The sequence below is a fragment of the Ornithinimicrobium humiphilum genome (genome assembly GCF_006716885.1).
Taxonomy (GTDB): Bacteria; Actinomycetota; Actinomycetes; order Actinomycetales; family Dermatophilaceae; genus Ornithinicoccus; species Ornithinicoccus humiphilus.
In genome coordinates this window covers 717,290-734,169 of record NZ_VFPU01000001.1, presented here as the reverse complement: position 1 = coordinate 734,169, position 16,880 = coordinate 717,290, and the positions used below count along the sequence as shown (strand labels likewise).

Sequence of the window (16,880 nt, the reverse complement as noted above, 5' to 3'; positions counted from 1 at the left end):
GGCCGGGGTGGGTCAGTTGATGAGGGAGCCCTCGGTCTGCTCCTCGTCCGAGGACGACCCGGAGCCGATGTGGCGGGTGAACCACGAGATCGCGACCGTGAGGATCACGCACAGCGCGATCGCGAAGGACGACACCAGCTTGGGGGTGTTGGGCACGACGAGGAAGACCACGACTAGGGCGACGACGATCGCGATGACCGTGGACCGAGCCTGCTTGAGCGTGGCGACCAGCTGGACGACGACGCCGCCGAGGATCGACGGCAGGATGTAGAGCCGCGCGACCTCGGTGACCGACTCCGGCATGATCGAGACGATCCAGGTCCCGAGGATGCCGACGAGCAGCAGCAGCGAGAAGACGTGCACGACGGCCGCACCGGAGATCGCGGCGGTGGCGGCGTAGGCCGCCTTGCGGGTGCCGGGCTTGGCGTCGATGGTCGACTGGGCGACGATCGCCGAGGGCACGAGCTTGTTGGCGATGTTGCCGATGAGGAAGGCCTGGTACATGCCGGCCGGGCCGAGGATCGGGAAGTAGGTCAGCGGCTCCACCACGTAGAAGGCGCCGTAGACGGCCGCCACCGCGATGAAGGCCGTAATGACCTGGCCCATGGTGATGCCCAGGTCCGTGGTCGCCAGCACGATGAAGGGCACCGAGGTGGCGATGAGGAAGCCGGCGAAGAGGGTGATCCGGCCCCAGTTGTTGGTGGTGCGGGTGTACGCGGCGAAGAGCGCGTCCTGCTCGGGGGTGTAGGTGCTCATGTCCGGTCCTCGCTTCAGTTCGTCGCGATGTAGGTGGCGATCAGGCCGCCGATGATGGAGAAGCCGAGCGCCCACTCCCGCAGCCACGCCTGGTCCAGACGACGCGCGACGAACAGGCAGATGGCCATGATCGTCGCGGAGACGAGGACGGCGAGGATGTGGATCGCGGACTTCGGGAACTCGGTGACCGTCAGGCCGGAGAAGGCGGCGAGGAGGGCGGCCGAGGGGACGATCGCCATGAGGGCCGGGTTGACCTTGGTCAGCTTGTCCTGGCCGCGGGCCAGGATCGGGGTGAGGATGAGCGTCGAGATCATCCAGCACGCGCCGGAGAGGCTCATCGCGAAGAGCGCGATGAGGAAGACGCTCTGCGTGTAGGTCGAGTCGCCGAGGTTGGCGCCCACGGTGCCGGCCGCGATCGACGCGGAGGCCGTCTCGGTCGCCGCCGAGCCGATGAGGCCGATGCGCACGAGGATCGACGGGGTGCCGAAGAGGGGCAGCAGCGCGATCGCGACGAGCACGACGGCCAGCGACGGGCCGATCGCGGCGACGCCGCCGGCGCGGAAGGCCTGGAAGACCTCGCGCTGGGTCATGTCTGCGCCGGCCGCGTTCTTGCGCACGGCCTTCATGTAGACGGCCGACTGCAGGACGATCACGCCGAGGACGGCGAGCGCCAGGATCCACAGCAGCGGGGCGTTGGCGATGGACACGATGTCGGTCGACGTGCCCTGGGCGAGGATCACGAGAGGACCTGCTTCATGGAGGCTCCCTAGGGGGGACGGTGGCCCGGAGGCCGTGTGGTGGACGGGGTTCAGGGGGGTCAGGGGGTCTGGGGCGCGAGCCGGTAGCGGACCGTGGCGTCCTCGGCGTGCTGGGGCACGCCGGGGCTGAGAGCGACCTGCCGCCGGGCAGGGTCGAGGCGGACGGTCACGAGGGTCGCGGTGCGCTCGCGCTCGGGCAGGGTCGGGTCGGGCAGCAGCGCCACGCCCTTCCGGCCGAGCGGCGAGCACATCACCGGCAGCAGGTCGTCGGCGTCGGTGGGCGCCTCGCCCCCGACGTGCGCGTCCAGCCAGGCGAGACGGTCCAGGCTGTCCGAGGCGGGGTCGAGGAGCATCGCCCCGTCCTGCAGGTCCTCGGCGAGGAAGTGGTTGGTGTGGGTGCCCCAGCCCTCCTGCTCGAGGGTGCTGACGCGACCGGCCGCGATCTCGGCCATGACGGCGCGGTCGGGGTCGACGAGGGTGAGCACCGAGGACGAGCTGGTCGGGGCGGAACGGACGATCTCGACCGCCTCCTCGACGCTGCGCGCGTGCGTCAGCACCCGGGCCAGCACCGCGTGCACCGGCACCCCGCCCGCGTCGTCGTCGCGGTGGCGCAGGATGTTGAGGTGCACGCCCACACCGGCGGCGTTGAGACCGATCTTGCCGGTCATGCCGTACTCGGCGAAGCCGGCGTGCGCCAGCTCGCGGTCGAGCGCCTCGACCCGCTGGGCGTGCCAGCAACCGGTGAACTGGGCGTACCAGTCCCAGGTCTGGACCGAGAGCGTGGCGCCCGGCGCGCGGTGCACGACGGTCGAGCACTCCCCCGGCCGGACCGTGGCCCGGGTGAGGATCTCGGTGCGTGCCAGGGTCCGGCCGAGGTCGACGAGCTCCAGGCCCGCCCCCTGGGCCACGCCGGCGACCTCGCGGTGCTGGTCGGGATCCCACGCCCGCAGGGCGTCCAGCGAGGCTGCGGACGCCGCCAGCTGCACGTCCTCGGGGATCCCGAGCTCGGCGAAGAGCCGGGCGTAGCCGTCGACGGTGGCGCGGATGCCGTCCGCCAGGAGCTGGCCGCGAGCGCGGCCGCGGTCGGCGTGGTCGTCACCGGAGATGCGCGCGGCGCGGACCGGGACCAGGTGGGGGGCGGTCATCGGACGCCTCCTTCGTCGAGGGCGAGGACGGAGTGGAGCAGGGCGGTGACCCCGGCGGCGATGTCGTCGAGGTCGGTCCACTCCTCCGGGCAGTGGCTGCGGCCGTCGCGTGAGGGCACGAAGAGCATGCCGGTGGGGACGGACCGGGCGAGGACGGCGGCGTCGTGCTCGGCGCCGCTGAAGAGCCGGGAGGCGCTCAGGCCCAGGGCGTCGACCACGCCGGTCAGCGTGCCGAGCACGCCGGGGGCCATCGGCGCCGGCTCCTGAAGCGGGAGCCACTCGACGTCGACGCCGACCTGCCGGCGCTCGCCCTCCTCCTGGGCCGCGGCGGTCAACCGGTCCTGGGCGTGCCGCAGCCACTCGGCCTCCGGGCCGCGGAACTCGCCGCGGAACTCGGCGGTCGCTGTGACGACGTTGACGGCGGCGGGCGTGAAGGTCACCGCGCCGCTCGTGCCCTTGGTCAGCGCGCCCTCGCCCGCGATGCGCTCGACGGCCAGGACCGTCCCGGCGGCGGCGCACCCGGCGTCGCGGCGGACGTCCATCGGGGTGGTGCCGGCGTGGTCGGCCCGGCCGGAGAAGAGGGCGCGGAAGCGCGAGATGCCCGTGATCGACTCGACCAGCCCGATCGAGGCGCCCTGCTGCTCGAGGTAGGGACCCTGCTCGATGTGCAGCTCGACGAAGACGTCGACGTCGGAGAGGTCGGCGCGGGCGGTCAGCGCGGCACCGGGGTCGACGCCGACGCGGGCGAGCGCGTCGGCGAGGGTGCGGCCCTCCTCGTCGTGCATCTCGAGGTGCTCGCGGGTCAGCTCGCCGACCATCGCGCGGGAGCCGACGCAGCTGAGCCCGAACTCGTTGGGCTCCTCGTCGAAGAAGTCGACCACCACGAGGTCGTGCTCCAGGCGACGGCCCGACTCGCGGAGGGCCCGGACCACCTCGAGCGCGCCGACGACGCCGACAGTGCCGTCGAAGCGGCCACCTCCCACCACGGTGTCGGTGTGGGAGCCCAGCATGATCGTGCGCCCGGAGCCGGTGCCGCGGAGGCGGCCCACGACGTTGCCGGCCCCGTCCACGCGGGTCTCCATGCCCGCGTCGGCCATCCAGCGGCGCACCAGCTCGCGCGCGTCCCGGTCGACCTCCCCGAGCGCGGTCCGTGTCCAGCCGGGACGACCGGGCTCCACGAGACCGGCCAGCGCGCGCAGGCCGGCGTCGAGCCGGTCGGCGACGACGGTCGGCTGCGTGAAGGGTCGGCTCATGCAGGCTCGCTTCTCTGCGACGGGGTGGAACGGGACGTGGGGCGGGCGGACGGGTGGACGCGAGGTCAACGCGAACGTTTGCGAAAACTACGCGAACGTTTGCGTTCCCGTCAACGGTTCCAGCACAATCGTGATGTGGACAGCGACGGAGCCGCCCCGGCCAGAACCCGTGCAGCGACCCTGACGTCGCTCGCCGCCGAGCTGGGGGTGCACGTCTCCACGGTGTCGCGCGCCCTCTCCGACGCCCCGGCGGGGGTGTCGACCGCCACGATGGAGGCGGTCCGGCGGCTCGCCGAGGAGCGGGGCTACCGCTCCAACCTCACCGCCCGGGCCCTGCGGACCGGCCGCACCCGCGTGCTCGGCATGCTCGTCCCCCGGCTGGCGGACCCGGTGCTGGCGCTGCTCCACGAGGGCGTGGACGAGCGCGCCATCGAGGCCGGCTACACCACCGTCGTCGCCAACACCCTCGACCGGGCCGACCTGCGCGAGAAGCGCCTGGACCTCATGCTGCAGCGCCGGGTCGACGGCGCCGTCGTGGCCGACTCGCTCCTCCACTCCCACATCGCCGACCAGCTCGAGGCCACTGGCGTCCCGCACGTGCTGGCGCTGCGCTGCGTGCCGGACCGGCTGTGCGTCGGCACCGACGACCTGGCCGGCGGCCGGCTGGTCGCGGAGCACCTGCTCGCCCTGGGCCACCGCCGGTTCGGGGTCGTGGCCGGCGACACCCGGGCGAGCACCGGGCACGAGCGCACGGTCGGCTTCCTCGCGGCGTGCGAGGAGGCCGGCGTGGAGGTGCGGCCGGAGGCGGTCGTCCCGTGCCTCTTCGACGTCCGGTCCGGTGCCGCGGCGACCGAGCGCGTGCTCGAGGCGGTCCCGGACGTCACCGCGATCTTCGCCGGCAGCGACAACGTGGCCCTCGGCGTCCTCGGGACCCTGCGGGACGCCGGCCGTTCCGTCCCCGACGACGTGGCCCTGGTCGGCTACAACGACCTCGACCTGGCGGCGGCCCTCCCGGTCCCGCTGACCACCGTCGACTCCCGCATCCTGGAGGTGGGCCAGCTGGCGACGCGGATGCTGCTCGAGCTCCTCGGGGGCGGCTCGCCCGAGCCGGCGCGCCTGGCTCCCCGACTGGTCGTCCGGGCCTCGACCGGGGCCGGCTGAGCGGACGGGGCCCGGAGCGGGACCGAAGGGCGCACGCCATACCCAACTTGTCCTTATTGAATGACTAATGGCAGAGTATGGATTCGTGACCGCCACCTCCACCGCTCCCGCTCTCCTGGCCCGCCTCCTCGACGCCGACGCCGCGACCGGCCTGCCCGTCGATCCCGAGGTGCTGACCGAGACGCGTGCCGCGATGGAGGCCCTCTACGACCGCCCGCAGCCGTTGGGCGCCCCGGTGCTGCGCGGGCTCGCCGCGGTGGTCGCCGCCTGGCAGGGCATCGGCCCGCTGCACGACCACCACGTCGCGGCCGGTGCGGACGAGAGCCTGCTCGCCGACGCCGAGCCCACGGACGCCAAGCTCGCCGCGCTGCGTCGCCACGTCGACCTGCTGACCGTCTCCCCCGCCCTCGCGACCCACGCCGACCAGGAGGCGCTGATCGCCGCCGGCGCCACCCCCGACGAGGTCGTGCTCGTGAGCCAGCTCGTGGCCTACGAGAGCTACCTGGCCCGGGTGCTGGTCACGCTCGCCGCCCTCGAGGGCGAGGAGGTCCCCGCCGTCCCGGCGCCCGGCCGCGTGCCCACCTCGCGTGGCCGGACCAAGCTCACCACCCCCACGACCCGCAGCGGGTCCGCCCGCCCCCTGGAGTTCACCCAGGAGGTGCTGGCCTGGGAGCCCTGGGTCCCCGCCCCGGCCGAGGACGAGCTGACCGACGAGCAGCGCGAGAGCTTCGCCCGCAAGGCGACGACCAACAGCGTCTACTTCCGCCTCCTGTCGCGCACGCCCGGCGTCACCCGCGCGCGCAGCGACCTCGACAACGCGATCTTCCTGCGCCGCGACGGCCTGCCGCGGGCCGAGCGCGAGCTCGCCGCCGCCGTCGCGAGCAAGGTCAACGACTGCATCTACTGCGCGTCCGTCCACGCCCGCAAGAGCACCGGCTTCAGCAAGCGCGGCGAGGACGTCGACGCGGTGCTGGCCGTCCGGCTCCCCCGCGACGCCGACTGGGTCGCCACCGACCTGGCGCCGCTCGCCGAGAGCGTCGCGCACGACCCCCGCTGGGCCACCGTCGTCGACGCCGCCGCGCGCCTCTCCGCCCTGCGACCGACCTTCGGCCCGTCCGACGTCGCGCGAATGCGCCAGGCCGGGCTCGAGGACCTCGAGGTCGTCGACCTGGCCACCGCCACCGCCTTCTTCGCCTGGGCCAACCGGCTGATGCTCAGCCTCGGCGAGGCCGCCTGTCCGGCCCCGTCCGCCGCCTGAGCCACCCGCCCCGTCCGGCGACGCGCCCCGGCGCGTGATCGCCCCACCGCGATGTCGCGATCCCTCGCGGCACCACCCGTCTCCGTCCCGAGCCCTCCCCCACCTTCCGCACCGCACCGAAGGACCACCATGAGCACTGCACGCCGCCTCTCCCTGATCGCCCTGCCCGTCGTCGCCCTGACCGCCCTCACCGCCTGCGGCGAGGTCACCACCGAGGCCGGTGCGGGCGAGAGCGAGACCATCACCGTCACCGACGACCAGGGCCGCGAGGTCACCATCGAGGGTCCCGTCGAGCGGGCCGTCGTCCTCAACAGCTACGGCAACGAGTTCGTCCGCGCCATCGGCGCCGGCGACACCGTGGTCGGCGTCGACCGCGCCTCGATCGACCGCCTGCCCTACCTGCCGGTCTCCGAGGACGACGTCATCGCCGAGGGCCTCGACCAGCTCAACTACGAGGCGATCGCCGACCTCGACCCCGACGTCGTCGTGCTCCCGCGCAACGCCGTGTGGCAGGAGGCGACCGAGCAGCTGAGCAGCTTCGGCATCCCGGTCGTCGTCGCCACCGCCTGGGACGCGGCGAAGGTCCCGGAGACCGTCAGCCTCCTCGGCGAGGTCTTCGGCCAGGAGGAGGGCGCCGAGCAGGTCATCGCCTTCCAGGACGAGATCGCCGGCGTGCTCGAGGATCGCCTCGCCGACGTCGAGCCCGTCTCCGTCTACCTCGAGGCCGACGGCCCCTACGTCACCGCGCTGCCCGGCTCGGGCTTCCACGACATGATCGTGGCGGCCGGCGGCCGCAACGTCTTCGACGACGCCAGCGGCGGCGACGCCCAGGAGGAGCTCGACGTCGACCCGGCCGAGGTCGTGCTGCGGGCACCGGACTACATCTGGCACGAGCTGCCGCCGAGCGCCGAGCCGACCGGCGACCTCGAGACCGTGGCCGACGAGATCGCCGCCCGCCCGGGCTGGGGCAAGCTGGACGCCGTCACCGAGGGGCGCGTCATCGTCGTCAACGGCTGGGCCACCAGCGCGCTGGGCAAGGCCATCGGCGCCCTCTACCTCGCCTCCTGGCTGCACCCGGAGGAGCTCGAGGGCGTCGCCCCCGACGCCTACCTCGAGCGCTGGGTGACCGAGTTCCAGGACACCGACCTCTCCTCGGCCGACGACTACGTGCGGGGCCCGGCCCGGTGAGCGCCCCGACCACCGTCCGCCCGACGCCGCCGGCTCCCGCGCCGCAGGCGGCGCCGGCGCGGGCCGCCCGGCGCGAGACCGGCAAGCTGCTCGTGCTGCTGGCCGGGGTCCTCGTCTCCGCCCTCGCCCTCGTCGTCTCGGTGACCGTCGGCACGGTCGGCATCGGCTTCGCCGACGTGGTCGAGGCCATCCGCCTCCGGATCTTCGGTGGCACCCTCGCCGCCGACTTCGCCCAGTCCTACGCGGTCATCACCGAGCTGCGGCTGCCGCGCGTGCTGCTGGCCTTCGCGGCCGGCGCCGGGCTGTCGGTGGCCGGCGTGCTCATGCAGGGGCTGCTGCGCAACCCGCTCGTCAGCCCGTTCACCCTCGGCGTCTCCCCGGCCGCGGCCTTCGGCGCCGCGCTGGTCATCACCCTCTCCGGCAGCAACTCGCTGCCGCCGTGGGCGACGATCGCGGGTGCGCTCGTGTCGTCGCTGACCGTCTCGGCGCTCGTCCTGGCGCTGGCCTCGGTCCGCCGGATGGCCGTCGCGACGCTGCTGCTCATGGGCATCGCGCTCACGCAGATCTTCGAGGCGCTCACCTCGGCGCTGCAGTTCACCGCCAACGAGAACACCCTCCAGGCGATCGTGCGCTGGACCTTCGGCTCGGTCAACGACGCCACCTGGTCCGACGTCCGCATCGTCGGGGCGGTCGTCCTGGTCGCCCTGCCGCTGACGCTGTGGTTCGCCAAGGACCTCAACGCCGTCGCCTTCGCCGGTGACGACGCCGCCCGGTCCTTCGGCGTCAACGTCGGGGTGCTGCGGGTCGGCCTCATCGGCCTGGCCGTCGTGCTCGCCGCCGTCGTCGTCAGCTTCTGCGGGATCATCGGCTTCGTCGGGCTCGTCGGGCCGCACATCGCCCGGCTCGTCATCGGCGCCGACCACCGTCACCTGCTGCCCTTCGCCGCGCTGAGCGGCGGGCTCCTGCTCCTCGTCGCCGACGCCGTGGGCCGCACGGTCATCGCCCCCGCCGTCGTCCCCGTCGGGATCGTCGTCGCCTTCATCGGCGGCCCGATGTTCGTCTACCTCATCCTCACCAGGAAGAACTCGCTGAAGTGAGCCTGTCAGTCACCGACCTCACGTTCCGCTACGGCAAGCGGCAGATCCTCGACGACGTCACCTTCGAGGTGGCGTCCGGGGCCTTCTGCGCCCTGCTCGGGCCCAACGGGTCCGGCAAGTCGACCCTCGTCAAGGCCGTGGCCGGCGTCCACCGGCCCGCCTCGGGGACGATCCTCGTCGACGGCACCGACACCGTCGGCCTCGGCCGTCGCGCCCTGGCCAAGGTCGTCGGCTACGTGCCGCAGCACGGCGACGCGCCCTTCGACCTCACGGTGCGGGAGGCGGTCGTGCTCGGCCGCACGCCGCACTTCGGGCTCGCGCCCACCTCCCGGGACTGGTCGATCGTCGACTCGGCGATCGACCGGATGGGCCTGGGCGACCTCGCCGACCGCAACATGTCCGAGCTCTCCGGCGGCCAGGCCCAGCGCGCCCTCATCGCCCGCGCGCTGGCCCAGGAGACGCGGGTGCTGCTGCTCGACGAGCCGACCAGCGCGCTGGACCTGCGCTACCAGATCGAGACGCTCCAGCTGGTGCGTCGGATCACCCGCGAGGAGGGCATCAGCGCCCTCATCGCGATCCACGACCTCAACCACGCCGCCCGCTACTGCGACCAGGTGGTCGTGCTGCACGGCGGGCACATCCTCACCGACGGCACCCCGCAGGAGGCGCTCGACGCCGAGGTCCTGCGGCAGGTCTACGAGGTCGACGTCGAGGTGCACCTGCGTGAGGGCTACGTCGAGGTCCGTCCGCGCACCGACGAGCACGGCTTCACCCTGACGGGCAAGCAGCTCCCCCCTCTCTCCGAGGGCCACGTCGCCTTCGACGCCGCCCAGGAGCCGGTGGGGGCCCGCCGATGACGGCGCGCTTCGACGCCGTCGTCGTCGGGGGCGGCCCGCGGGGCGTGGCGACGGTGCTGCGGACCGCGGCCCGCAGCGGGGACGCCCCGCTGCACCTCGCGGTCGTGGACGCGCTCGAGGTCGGGGCGGGGGCGACCTGGCTGACCTCCCAGCCCGCGGCCTACCTCAACAACACGCAGGCACGGGCGACCACGGTGCACCCCGACGACTCGACCCGCATGAGCGGCCCGCCCGCCCCCGGCCCCGACCTCGTGGCGTGGGCCGCCGAGGTCGCCGCCGCCGGGGAGCACCCGTTCGCGGACTGGGTGGTGCAGGAGGCCACCGAGCTGCGCCCGGACGACTTCCCCACGCGCCGGCTGCAGGGCGTCTACTTCCGCGACCAGCTCGACGCCGCCGTCCGCTCCGGCCGGGTCCGGGTGACGCCGGTGCTGGGGCGCGTCGTCGACCTGCAGCACGAGGTGGTCGACGGCGACGAGCTCGGGACGGGCGACCTCCTCGTGCTCCTCGAGGGAGGCGACCGGCTGGCAGCCCCCACCGTGGTCCTCGCGCAGGGCATGGTGCAGGCGCGGCGCTCCGCCGAGGTGGCCGGCCTCGTCGCGGAGGCCGAGCGGCTCGGGCTGCGCTACGTCGAACCCGGCATGCCCGCCGAGCGCGACTTCACCGGCCTGCCCGCGGGCGAGGACGTCCTGGTGCGCGGCCTGGGGGCGACCTTCTTCGACGTCGTCGGCCAGCTGGTGGACGAGTGGGGCGGGCACTTCGAGCCGGTCCCCGGCGACCCGCACGGTCGCCTGACCTACGTGCGCGGCGGAGCGGAGCCGCGTCTCGTCGTGGGCTCCCGGCGCGGTCTCCCCTACCGCAGCAAGCCCGACGGCGGACGGCCGGTGCGGACCTTCGAGCCGCGCTGGGCGACGCCCGAGTGGTTCGCCGGCCTGACCGCGCACGGCGGCCTCGACTTCGCCACCGACGTCTGGCCGACCGTCGCCGCCGAGCTCGCACGGGCCTACCTCGAGGCCCTGGAGGGGTATGCCGTGGGCGCGGTGCGCCCGGGCTGGCTCGCGGCACTGGACGAGGCCGAGGACCTGGCCGCGGTCGAGCAGGTGCTCGCGGACGCGATCCTCGACCCCCGCTGGACCTGGCAGGTCGACCACCTCCGCCGCCCGACGGGCGGCCGGGTCGTGGACGAGCAGGAGTGGGCCACGCTGGTCCGCCGTCTCGTCGACGACGAGCTGGGCTCGATGAGCGAGGCCGCCGTCCACCCCCGGGCCGCGGTCAACGCCGCGATGGGGGCGCTGCGGGGCCACGTCGGCCGGGCGGGGGTCCGCGGAGCGTTCAGCGGGACCTCGCTCGTGCGCGACGTGCACGGCTGGTTCGACGGCGACGGGCTCTTCCTGGCCTCCGGCCCACCGTCGCACCGGGTCCGCCAGGTGCTTGCGCTGGTCGAGGCGGGCGTGATCGACCTCCTCGGGCCGGGCTTCACCGTGGCCGTCCATCCCGAGCGGCGGGTCTTCCGCGCGTGGTCGTCGGTCACGGGCCGCAGCGCCGTCTCCCGGGTGCTGCTCGAGACGCGGATGTCCAAGGGCAAGGTGCCCGACACCGACGACCCGCTGCTGCGCAGCCTGCTCGACAGCGGTCGGGCGCGCATCCACCGGGTGGACGGGGCGGCCACCGCGAGCCTGGAGGCGACCGGCGCCGAGCTCGACGAGGCGGTGACGGTCGGTCACAACCTCGTCGCGGCGGACGGCACGGTCGACGAGGCCGTGGTGGTGCTCGGGATCCCCGCGCAGAGCACCCAGCCGGGCAGCGCGATCGGGGCCAGCCCCGGTGTGCCGTCGCCTCTGCTGGCGGGGGCCGACGTGGCCGCCAAGCAGGTGGTGGCGCGCAGCCGGCGCCGAGCGGCCGAGCGGGCAACGGCGCTGGTGGGGGCGGGCCAGAACTTCCGGTCCGAGAAGGTCAGGGTCGGCTGAGCCAACTCCCCGTCGGCGCCCCCGTTTCCGCAGCGCGGGAGCGGGTGCGCCCGACGTTCCCGGCGGGTATGCCGTGCGCGCGGGCCGGGCTCAGCCGAGCGCGGAGAAGACGACGGGCAGGACGACCGAGAGCAGGGTCAGCCCGGCGCCGACCAGCACGACGAAGGCGTAGGGGCGGTCGAGCCAGCCCTGCCGCACGAGGAAGGAGGTGGGGTCGGCCCGGTCGTAGCGCACCTGGACCCGGTGGCCGGTGCGGTAGATCCCCCGGTCGGCGGCGCGACGGGGCTTCCCCTCGACCTCCCGCCCGTCGGTGGTGCGGAAGCGCACGACGGGCAGCGACCCCAGGGACCCGAGGTTGGTGCTCGACCCGACGTGACGGTGCTCCCACCGCACGAGGGTCCCCTCCACGACCTCCTGCGAGGAGCTGGCTGCGTCGGCGCTCCGCATGAGCAGCAGGCCGACGACGAGCACCACGGGGCCGATCCCCATCAGGACGTACGGGAGCATCGCCCCTCCCTTCCTCCGGTTCGGCGGCCGAGCCTACCTGCCCGGGCGGGCGCCGTCCTCCCCTAGCATGGGGCGGGTGACGGGGTGGGAACGACGGGTCGCGCGACCCGCGACGGTGGCCGGTGCCGCGACGGCGCTCCTGCTGCTCGGTGCCCTCGGACCCGTGGAGGCGGCCGACCGCATCCCGATCGCGGATGTCTTCGAGATCACCATCCCGGTCGATGACGGCCGAGGGGTCGCCCACTACGAGGGTGCGATCCATGGCGCCTACCGCACCGACGACGCCACCGTCCTCTACTGGTCGCTGCGGGCCGCGAAGGACTCCGGCGCCGACCTGCGCACCGTTTTCGAGCACGAGGACGTCGACCTCGTCGGCGGGGTGCTCGCCGATCCCCGAAGCCTCGACGTCCTGCTCCCGCTGCGCGACGACGCAGGCTGCCTGTGCACCGAGGCGGACGACCTCGACCCGTCGCAGGACCCCTACACCTTCCAGGTGATGTACACCGCCTTCCCCCGGATCCCCGCCGACACCACGGCGATCGACGTGGACGTCGACGGCCGGGGGACGATCGTCGCGGGCGTGCCGGTGTCCAACATCCTGCCGGCGGGCCAGCAGCGCGACCGCGCCAGCGTCGTCCTGGGTCGCGGGTGGCCGGCCGTGCCCTCGGAGGAGCGGGTCGAGCAGGTCGCGGTCCGCGACCCCCTCGACCTCGTCGGCCGCGCCGGCGCCGGCGACGGGTCGGTCACCACGGAGGGCACCGGGGCCGATCGGCTCGTGCGCTTCGACGCCGACGTGCTCTTCGCCTTCGACCGGTCCGACCTGTCGGCGCAGGCGCAGCAGGTCCTGGAGTCCGCCATCGCCGAGATCGAGGCCGCGGGTGAGCTGGGCCGGATCGAGGTGGTCGGTCACACCGACGGCCAGGGCACGGCGGAGCACAACCAGACGCTGTCGGTCGCCCGCGCCCGGACGGTGGCGGACGCCATGCGCGCCGCGCTGGGCGAGGACCTGCACGTCGACGTCGAGGGCCGCGGCTGGGACGAGCCGATCGCGACCAACGACACCGAGGAGGGGCGTGCCAAGAACCGGCGCGTCACCATCAGCTACGAGACAGCGGGGGGCGACCGATGAAGGCGCTGGCGGGGGCGGTCGTGGCGGCGGCCGCCGTGGGTCTCACCGCGTGCACGCCCTCCAACGACGTACCCGTCGTCGCACCCCAGGGCCCGACCGCCGAGGCCACCGCCGTGCCCACGGCGGAGCAGGCCCTGGAGGCGGCCCTCTACGACGACACCGCCCGGGAGATCGAGCGCCAGCTGGCCGAGCCCCCGCGCACCCCCATCGACGAGCTGTCGGGCTCGCTGCGCGACACCGACGGCGAGGTGGTCGTCGAGGTCCGGTCGATCACCCAGACCGAGCACTCCTTCGTCCTGCACCTCCAGCTCCGCCCCGCCGGCGACGAGCCCGTCGACCTCGGCAACCTGGACGGCGGACTGAGCGGGGAGCTGGGCGAGGGCACCCGGACCATCGCCGACGTGGCGCTCGTGGACGAGTCGACCGACCGGCGCATCCTGCCCACGGTCTACCGTGCCGACGTCTCGACCGAGGACGCCGACCAGCGCTGCATGTGCTCCTCGCTCCCGGACGTGCTGCCCGTCGAGGGGGTGCGGCTCAGCGCCCACTACGTGCGTCCCGAGGCAGGCTTCCGGTCGATGGTCGTGGACGTGCCCGGCCTCGCCCGCAGCCGTCCGATGTCGGCCGGCTAGCCCGCAGGGACGACCTCGAGCCGACCGCCCGGGGCGATGCCCCACCTCCGGCACGACCCCGCGGCCATCTCCACGACCACGCGACCGGCGAGACGGGGACGCGTCGCGCCCACCCACGGACGGAGGGTGGCGACGTGCAGCACCGTGCCCGAGCCGTCGAGCACGGCGACGTCGATGGGGTAGCGCATGCCCATCATGTGCACGCTGGAGGCGCCCTCCAGCCAGAGGGCGCCCTCGACCGCGTCGGTGCCGAGCAGACCCCGGCCCTTCTCGCGGTGGGTGGTGGCCACGTGGACCGGGGCCACCTCGCGGCCGTCCACCAGCAGGCGGTCGGCGCCCGGCCCGAAGGTCCGGCCGGTCACGACAGGACCAGCACGCCGAGCGCCCCGACGATGAGCGACGGCCCGAGGGGTATGAAGTCCTTGCGGGTCGCCCGTCCCCGCAGCACGAGGACCAGGCCGAAGGCGGCGCCGACGAAGAACCCGGCCACCAGCCCGAAGGCCAGCGCCCGCCAGCCGAACCACGCGCAGAGCATGCCGAGGATGCCGGCCAGCTTGGCGTCGCCCAGGCCCAGGCCGCCCTGGCCGGCGAGGACGAGCGCGTAGTAGACGACCAGTCCGATGGCCGCCCCGGCGAGGGCGCGGCCGTAGGAGGCCCAGTCCTGCTCGACGACCGCCGGCAGGAGCAGGGCGAGGGCCAGCAGCGGGTAGAACGGCTTCTGGAGCCGGTCGGGCAGGCGGTGGACGTCCTGGTCGATGGCCGCGAGCACGAGCAGCGGCACGGTCGCGCCCAGCAGGACGGCGAGCACCAGCGGCCGCTCGAGGTGCGCCCAGACCAGCGCGGCCCAGGCGACCGGGAGCGCGAAGGGCAGCCACCCGTGCCGCGGGGCGGGCAGGTCGCGCTCGTGGGGATAGCGGTAGCGGCGTGCGGCCAGGCGTCGCCGCAGGATCTCACCGACCACCCCGGCGACGACCGCCGCCACGGCGGCGACGCCGATCACGACGGCGGTCGACGGGTCCCAGCTGCCGTGGGTCACGGCGCGGGCAGCATGCGGAGGGAGTCGGCCACCCGGTCGAGGTCCTTGTCCTCGACCTGGTCGTCACCGCCCGAGTAGGCCACCGCGATCGTGTCACCGGTGGTGTTGTCCACGGCCACGACCCACATGGCGTCGAAGACGCCGTCCTCGTCCTCGGGCGTGCCGAAGGAGAAGTCCACGCGGACGGCCGAGGTGGCGCCCTCGACCTCGATGTCTTCCTGGGAGTGGATCGTGAAGCCGGGCGTGCCGACCTGGATCTGGGCGATGAGGGTGCTGACCGCGGCGCGGGCGCCGTAGAAGCTGCCGTAGTCGCCGGCGATCGCGAGCATCGGGTCGCGGGCGCCCTCCCCGGCGAGGTAGCGCAGCGAGAAGGCGTCGTCGAAGCGGCGCTCGGTCCAGCCCTCGGGGACCTCGACCTGCGCCCGTCCGGTCACCCCGCGCTCGCTGCTGTCCGGGGCCTCGGTGGCCGTGGGCAGGTCCTGCACCCGGCTCTCGGTCGGGCCCTCGGTCATCGTGCCTCCAGCATCGGCTCCGGTCGTCTGCGGGGCGTCCGAGATCTCGGACTCCGGGCCGCAGGCGGCGAGCACCAGGGTCAGGGTCAGCGCGGCCGGCGCCAGGGCGAGTCGTGCAGCGGTGCTCACGGGAAGCACACCTCCATGTTCATCCAGGGGCGACGGCCGTCGGCCGGCTCGCCAGCGTATACGGCCTCGACGACCTCGCCGGTCGACTCGGAGTACTTGATCTTGCCGCCGAGCTTGATGCCCCACTTGACCTCGCCACCGACCTCCCAGCCGGTCGTCCCGGTCTGCATGTCGACCTGGGAGACCTGGGCCTGGTTGAAGACGAGGTTCTGCATCGGGTCGGTGCTGGCCTCGGTCGGGTTCCAGAACATCGTGCTCAGCGGGGTGAAGCCGGCGTAGTTGTCGGTGCTGCCCAGCCACTGGTCGACCACGCCGCGGTTGGCGTCGGTGACGGGGAGCCGGATGGTGCGCACGCTGTCCATCCCGGGCTTTCCGGTGATGGCCGCGGGCTTCTCGGCGATCTTGAGCGTCGACCCGGCCGCGGTCTTGGTGACGAGATCGATCCGCACGATCTGGCCGTTGGCGTCGCGCACGATCGCCATGCTCGTGGTGCCCGTCCAGCTGCCGCTGTAGTTGAGGCCCTCCGCGGCGTCGGCGTTGGCCGACATGGTGCCGCTCCAGGAGGTGACGTAGGTCGTCTCGCCGGTGTTGTAGTCGGTCGTGGTGGCGTAGCTGTGCGAGCCCGACAGTCCGAAGCCGCCTCCGAGGTTGGTCCCGCCCTCGTCGTCGCCGGGTCCGCCCGGCCCACCGCTGCCGGTGCCCAGACCGAGGTCGACGGAACCGTTGAACTCCCCGCCCCACGTCACCGTCTCGGCGGCCGGCTCCCCCACGTCCGCCCACGGGTTGTTGAGGAGCCTGTCCTGCAGCGCGCGGGCCTCCTCGAGGGTGTCGACCTTGTAGGTGTTGCCGTCGGTGTAGCTGCCCTTGATGCCGAGGTCGGCCTTGGCGGCCGCGCCCGGGTCGTCACCGTCCCCGCCGCCCTTGCCCTTGCCGCCGGCACCGATGCCGACGCCGACGCCGCCCTCCCCCTTGCGCTCGTTGGTGACGCGGTACTCCACGGTGCCGTCGGCGTGGCGGATCTCCGCGATCGAGACGCCGCTCTCACCACCGAGGTCGATGATGACGATGCTGGCCTCGACCTTGCGCGTGGTGTTCGCGGTCGAGACGGTGCACGAGTCGGGCTCGTAGTCGGGCCCGTCCTCGCCGTCGCCCCCCTGGTCGCCCGACTCGCCGCCGGCGACGCAGTCGCCGCCGCCGAAGTCACCCTTGGTGGTGACGGCGCACACGGCCTGGTCCATCGTGCCCTTGATCGCCGGGCCGGCGGGCGTGAGCACGAGGCCCAGCACGACCACGACCCCGACGATGATGACGCCGAGATAGTCGAGCGTCGACTGGCCTGCCTCGCGACCGTGCGTCCTCACCGTTCGCTCCTCCCCACCACTGCTCCAGCACTGCTCGTCCGCGCCGGCGGCGGGACCCCACAGCGACCCTACGGCCGCCCAGGTTGGGCCCAGGGGCCCATTGCAGGCCCACGGGAATGGGCGTGAACCGCCCATAG

Annotated in this window: 17 protein-coding genes; 8 read left to right on the top strand and 9 right to left on the bottom strand. The window is 73.8% G+C overall.

Annotation, left to right across the window (positions count from 1 at the left end; genetic code table 11):
• Positions 1–12: 12 nt before the first annotated feature.
• The 4 genes from FB476_RS03360 to FB476_RS03345 all read right to left on the bottom strand — a co-directional run bounded on the left by FB476_RS03360 (position 13) and on the right by FB476_RS03345 (position 3,912).
• Complete coding sequence (locus FB476_RS03360; RefSeq protein WP_141817529.1) at positions 13–756, bottom strand: hypothetical protein; 744 nt, start codon at positions 754–756, stop codon at positions 13–15.
• A 14-nt stretch (positions 757–770) separates the two neighbouring features.
• Positions 771–1,496: a DUF5058 family protein gene (locus FB476_RS03355; RefSeq protein WP_141817528.1), complete on the bottom strand. Its 726-nt coding sequence runs from the start codon at positions 1,494–1,496 to the stop codon at positions 771–773.
• Positions 1,497–1,573: 77 nt separating this feature from the next.
• Positions 1,574–2,659 carry a C45 family autoproteolytic acyltransferase/hydrolase gene (locus FB476_RS03350; RefSeq protein ID WP_141817527.1) on the bottom strand — a complete coding sequence of 362 codons (1,086 nt, stop codon included), beginning with the start codon at positions 2,657–2,659 and terminating at the stop codon, positions 1,574–1,576.
• A complete protein-coding gene (locus FB476_RS03345; RefSeq protein ID WP_141817526.1) occupies positions 2,656–3,912 on the bottom strand; it encodes a M20 family metallo-hydrolase in 1,257 nt (418 codons plus the stop codon). Before FB476_RS03345 ends, FB476_RS03350 begins: the two co-directional genes overlap by 4 nt.
• 135 nt (positions 3,913–4,047) lie before the next feature.
• Here FB476_RS03345 and FB476_RS03340 point away from each other — a divergent pair, with 135 nt between their 5' ends.
• The 6 genes from FB476_RS03340 (at position 4,048) to FB476_RS03315 (ending at position 11,437) form a co-directional block, all read left to right on the top strand.
• Positions 4,048–5,073 (top strand): LacI family DNA-binding transcriptional regulator, encoded by a 1,026-nt coding sequence (locus tag FB476_RS03340; RefSeq protein WP_170233508.1) that lies wholly within the window; start codon positions 4,048–4,050, stop codon positions 5,071–5,073.
• 85 nt (positions 5,074–5,158) lie between these two features.
• Positions 5,159–6,331 carry a peroxidase-related enzyme gene (locus tag FB476_RS03335; protein WP_238329529.1) on the top strand — a complete coding sequence of 391 codons (1,173 nt, stop codon included), beginning with the start codon at positions 5,159–5,161 and terminating at the stop codon, positions 6,329–6,331.
• Positions 6,332–6,460: 129 nt separating this feature from the next.
• Positions 6,461–7,519 (top strand): ABC transporter substrate-binding protein, encoded by a 1,059-nt coding sequence (locus tag FB476_RS03330; RefSeq protein ID WP_141817523.1) that lies wholly within the window; start codon positions 6,461–6,463, stop codon positions 7,517–7,519.
• The gene (locus FB476_RS03325; RefSeq protein WP_141817522.1) at positions 7,516–8,616 is read left to right on the top strand and encodes a FecCD family ABC transporter permease; all 1,101 of its coding nucleotides are present in this window, start codon (positions 7,516–7,518) and stop codon (positions 8,614–8,616) included. Before FB476_RS03330 ends, FB476_RS03325 begins: the two co-directional genes overlap by 4 nt.
• Complete coding sequence (locus FB476_RS03320; protein ID WP_141817521.1) at positions 8,613–9,473, top strand: ABC transporter ATP-binding protein; 861 nt, start codon at positions 8,613–8,615, stop codon at positions 9,471–9,473. Before FB476_RS03325 ends, FB476_RS03320 begins: the two co-directional genes overlap by 4 nt.
• A complete protein-coding gene (locus FB476_RS03315) occupies positions 9,470–11,437 on the top strand; it encodes an FAD/NAD(P)-binding protein (RefSeq protein WP_141817520.1) in 1,968 nt (655 codons plus the stop codon). The genes FB476_RS03320 and FB476_RS03315 overlap by 4 nt, the downstream gene beginning before the upstream one ends.
• Positions 11,438–11,527: 90 nt before the next feature.
• Here the strand turns inward: FB476_RS03315 and FB476_RS03310 are convergent, their stop codons facing one another.
• Positions 11,528–11,944 carry a DUF3592 domain-containing protein gene (locus FB476_RS03310; RefSeq protein WP_141817519.1) on the bottom strand — a complete coding sequence of 139 codons (417 nt, stop codon included), beginning with the start codon at positions 11,942–11,944 and terminating at the stop codon, positions 11,528–11,530.
• A 76-nt stretch (positions 11,945–12,020) separates the two neighbouring features.
• Between FB476_RS03310 and FB476_RS03305 the strand changes: the two genes are divergently transcribed.
• Together FB476_RS03305 and FB476_RS03300 are read left to right on the top strand one after the other, a co-directional pair.
• On the top strand, positions 12,021–13,073 hold the full coding sequence (locus tag FB476_RS03305) for an OmpA family protein (RefSeq protein WP_141817518.1): 1,053 nt from the start codon (positions 12,021–12,023) through the stop codon (positions 13,071–13,073).
• A complete protein-coding gene (locus tag FB476_RS03300) occupies positions 13,070–13,705 on the top strand; it encodes a hypothetical protein (protein WP_141817517.1) in 636 nt (211 codons plus the stop codon). Before FB476_RS03305 ends, FB476_RS03300 begins: the two co-directional genes overlap by 4 nt.
• Here FB476_RS03300 and FB476_RS03295 read toward each other — a convergent pair.
• The 4 genes from FB476_RS03295 to FB476_RS17090 are packed head-to-tail and all read right to left on the bottom strand — an operon-like array spanning position 13,702 to position 16,743.
• A complete protein-coding gene (locus FB476_RS03295) occupies positions 13,702–14,067 on the bottom strand; it encodes a DUF192 domain-containing protein (protein WP_202876885.1) in 366 nt (121 codons plus the stop codon). The genes FB476_RS03300 and FB476_RS03295 overlap by 4 nt on opposite strands.
• Positions 14,064–14,741, bottom strand: coding sequence for a prepilin peptidase (locus tag FB476_RS03290; protein ID WP_141817516.1), 678 nt, complete (start codon positions 14,739–14,741; stop codon positions 14,064–14,066). Before FB476_RS03290 ends, FB476_RS03295 begins: the two co-directional genes overlap by 4 nt.
• Positions 14,738–15,382 (bottom strand): hypothetical protein, encoded by a 645-nt coding sequence (locus FB476_RS03285; protein ID WP_141817515.1) that lies wholly within the window; start codon positions 15,380–15,382, stop codon positions 14,738–14,740. Before FB476_RS03285 ends, FB476_RS03290 begins: the two co-directional genes overlap by 4 nt.
• Entirely contained in the window at positions 15,379–16,743 is a 1,365-nt protein-coding gene (locus FB476_RS17090) for a hypothetical protein (RefSeq protein ID WP_141817514.1), read from the bottom strand. Before FB476_RS17090 ends, FB476_RS03285 begins: the two co-directional genes overlap by 4 nt.
• Positions 16,744–16,880 lie beyond the last annotated feature (137 nt).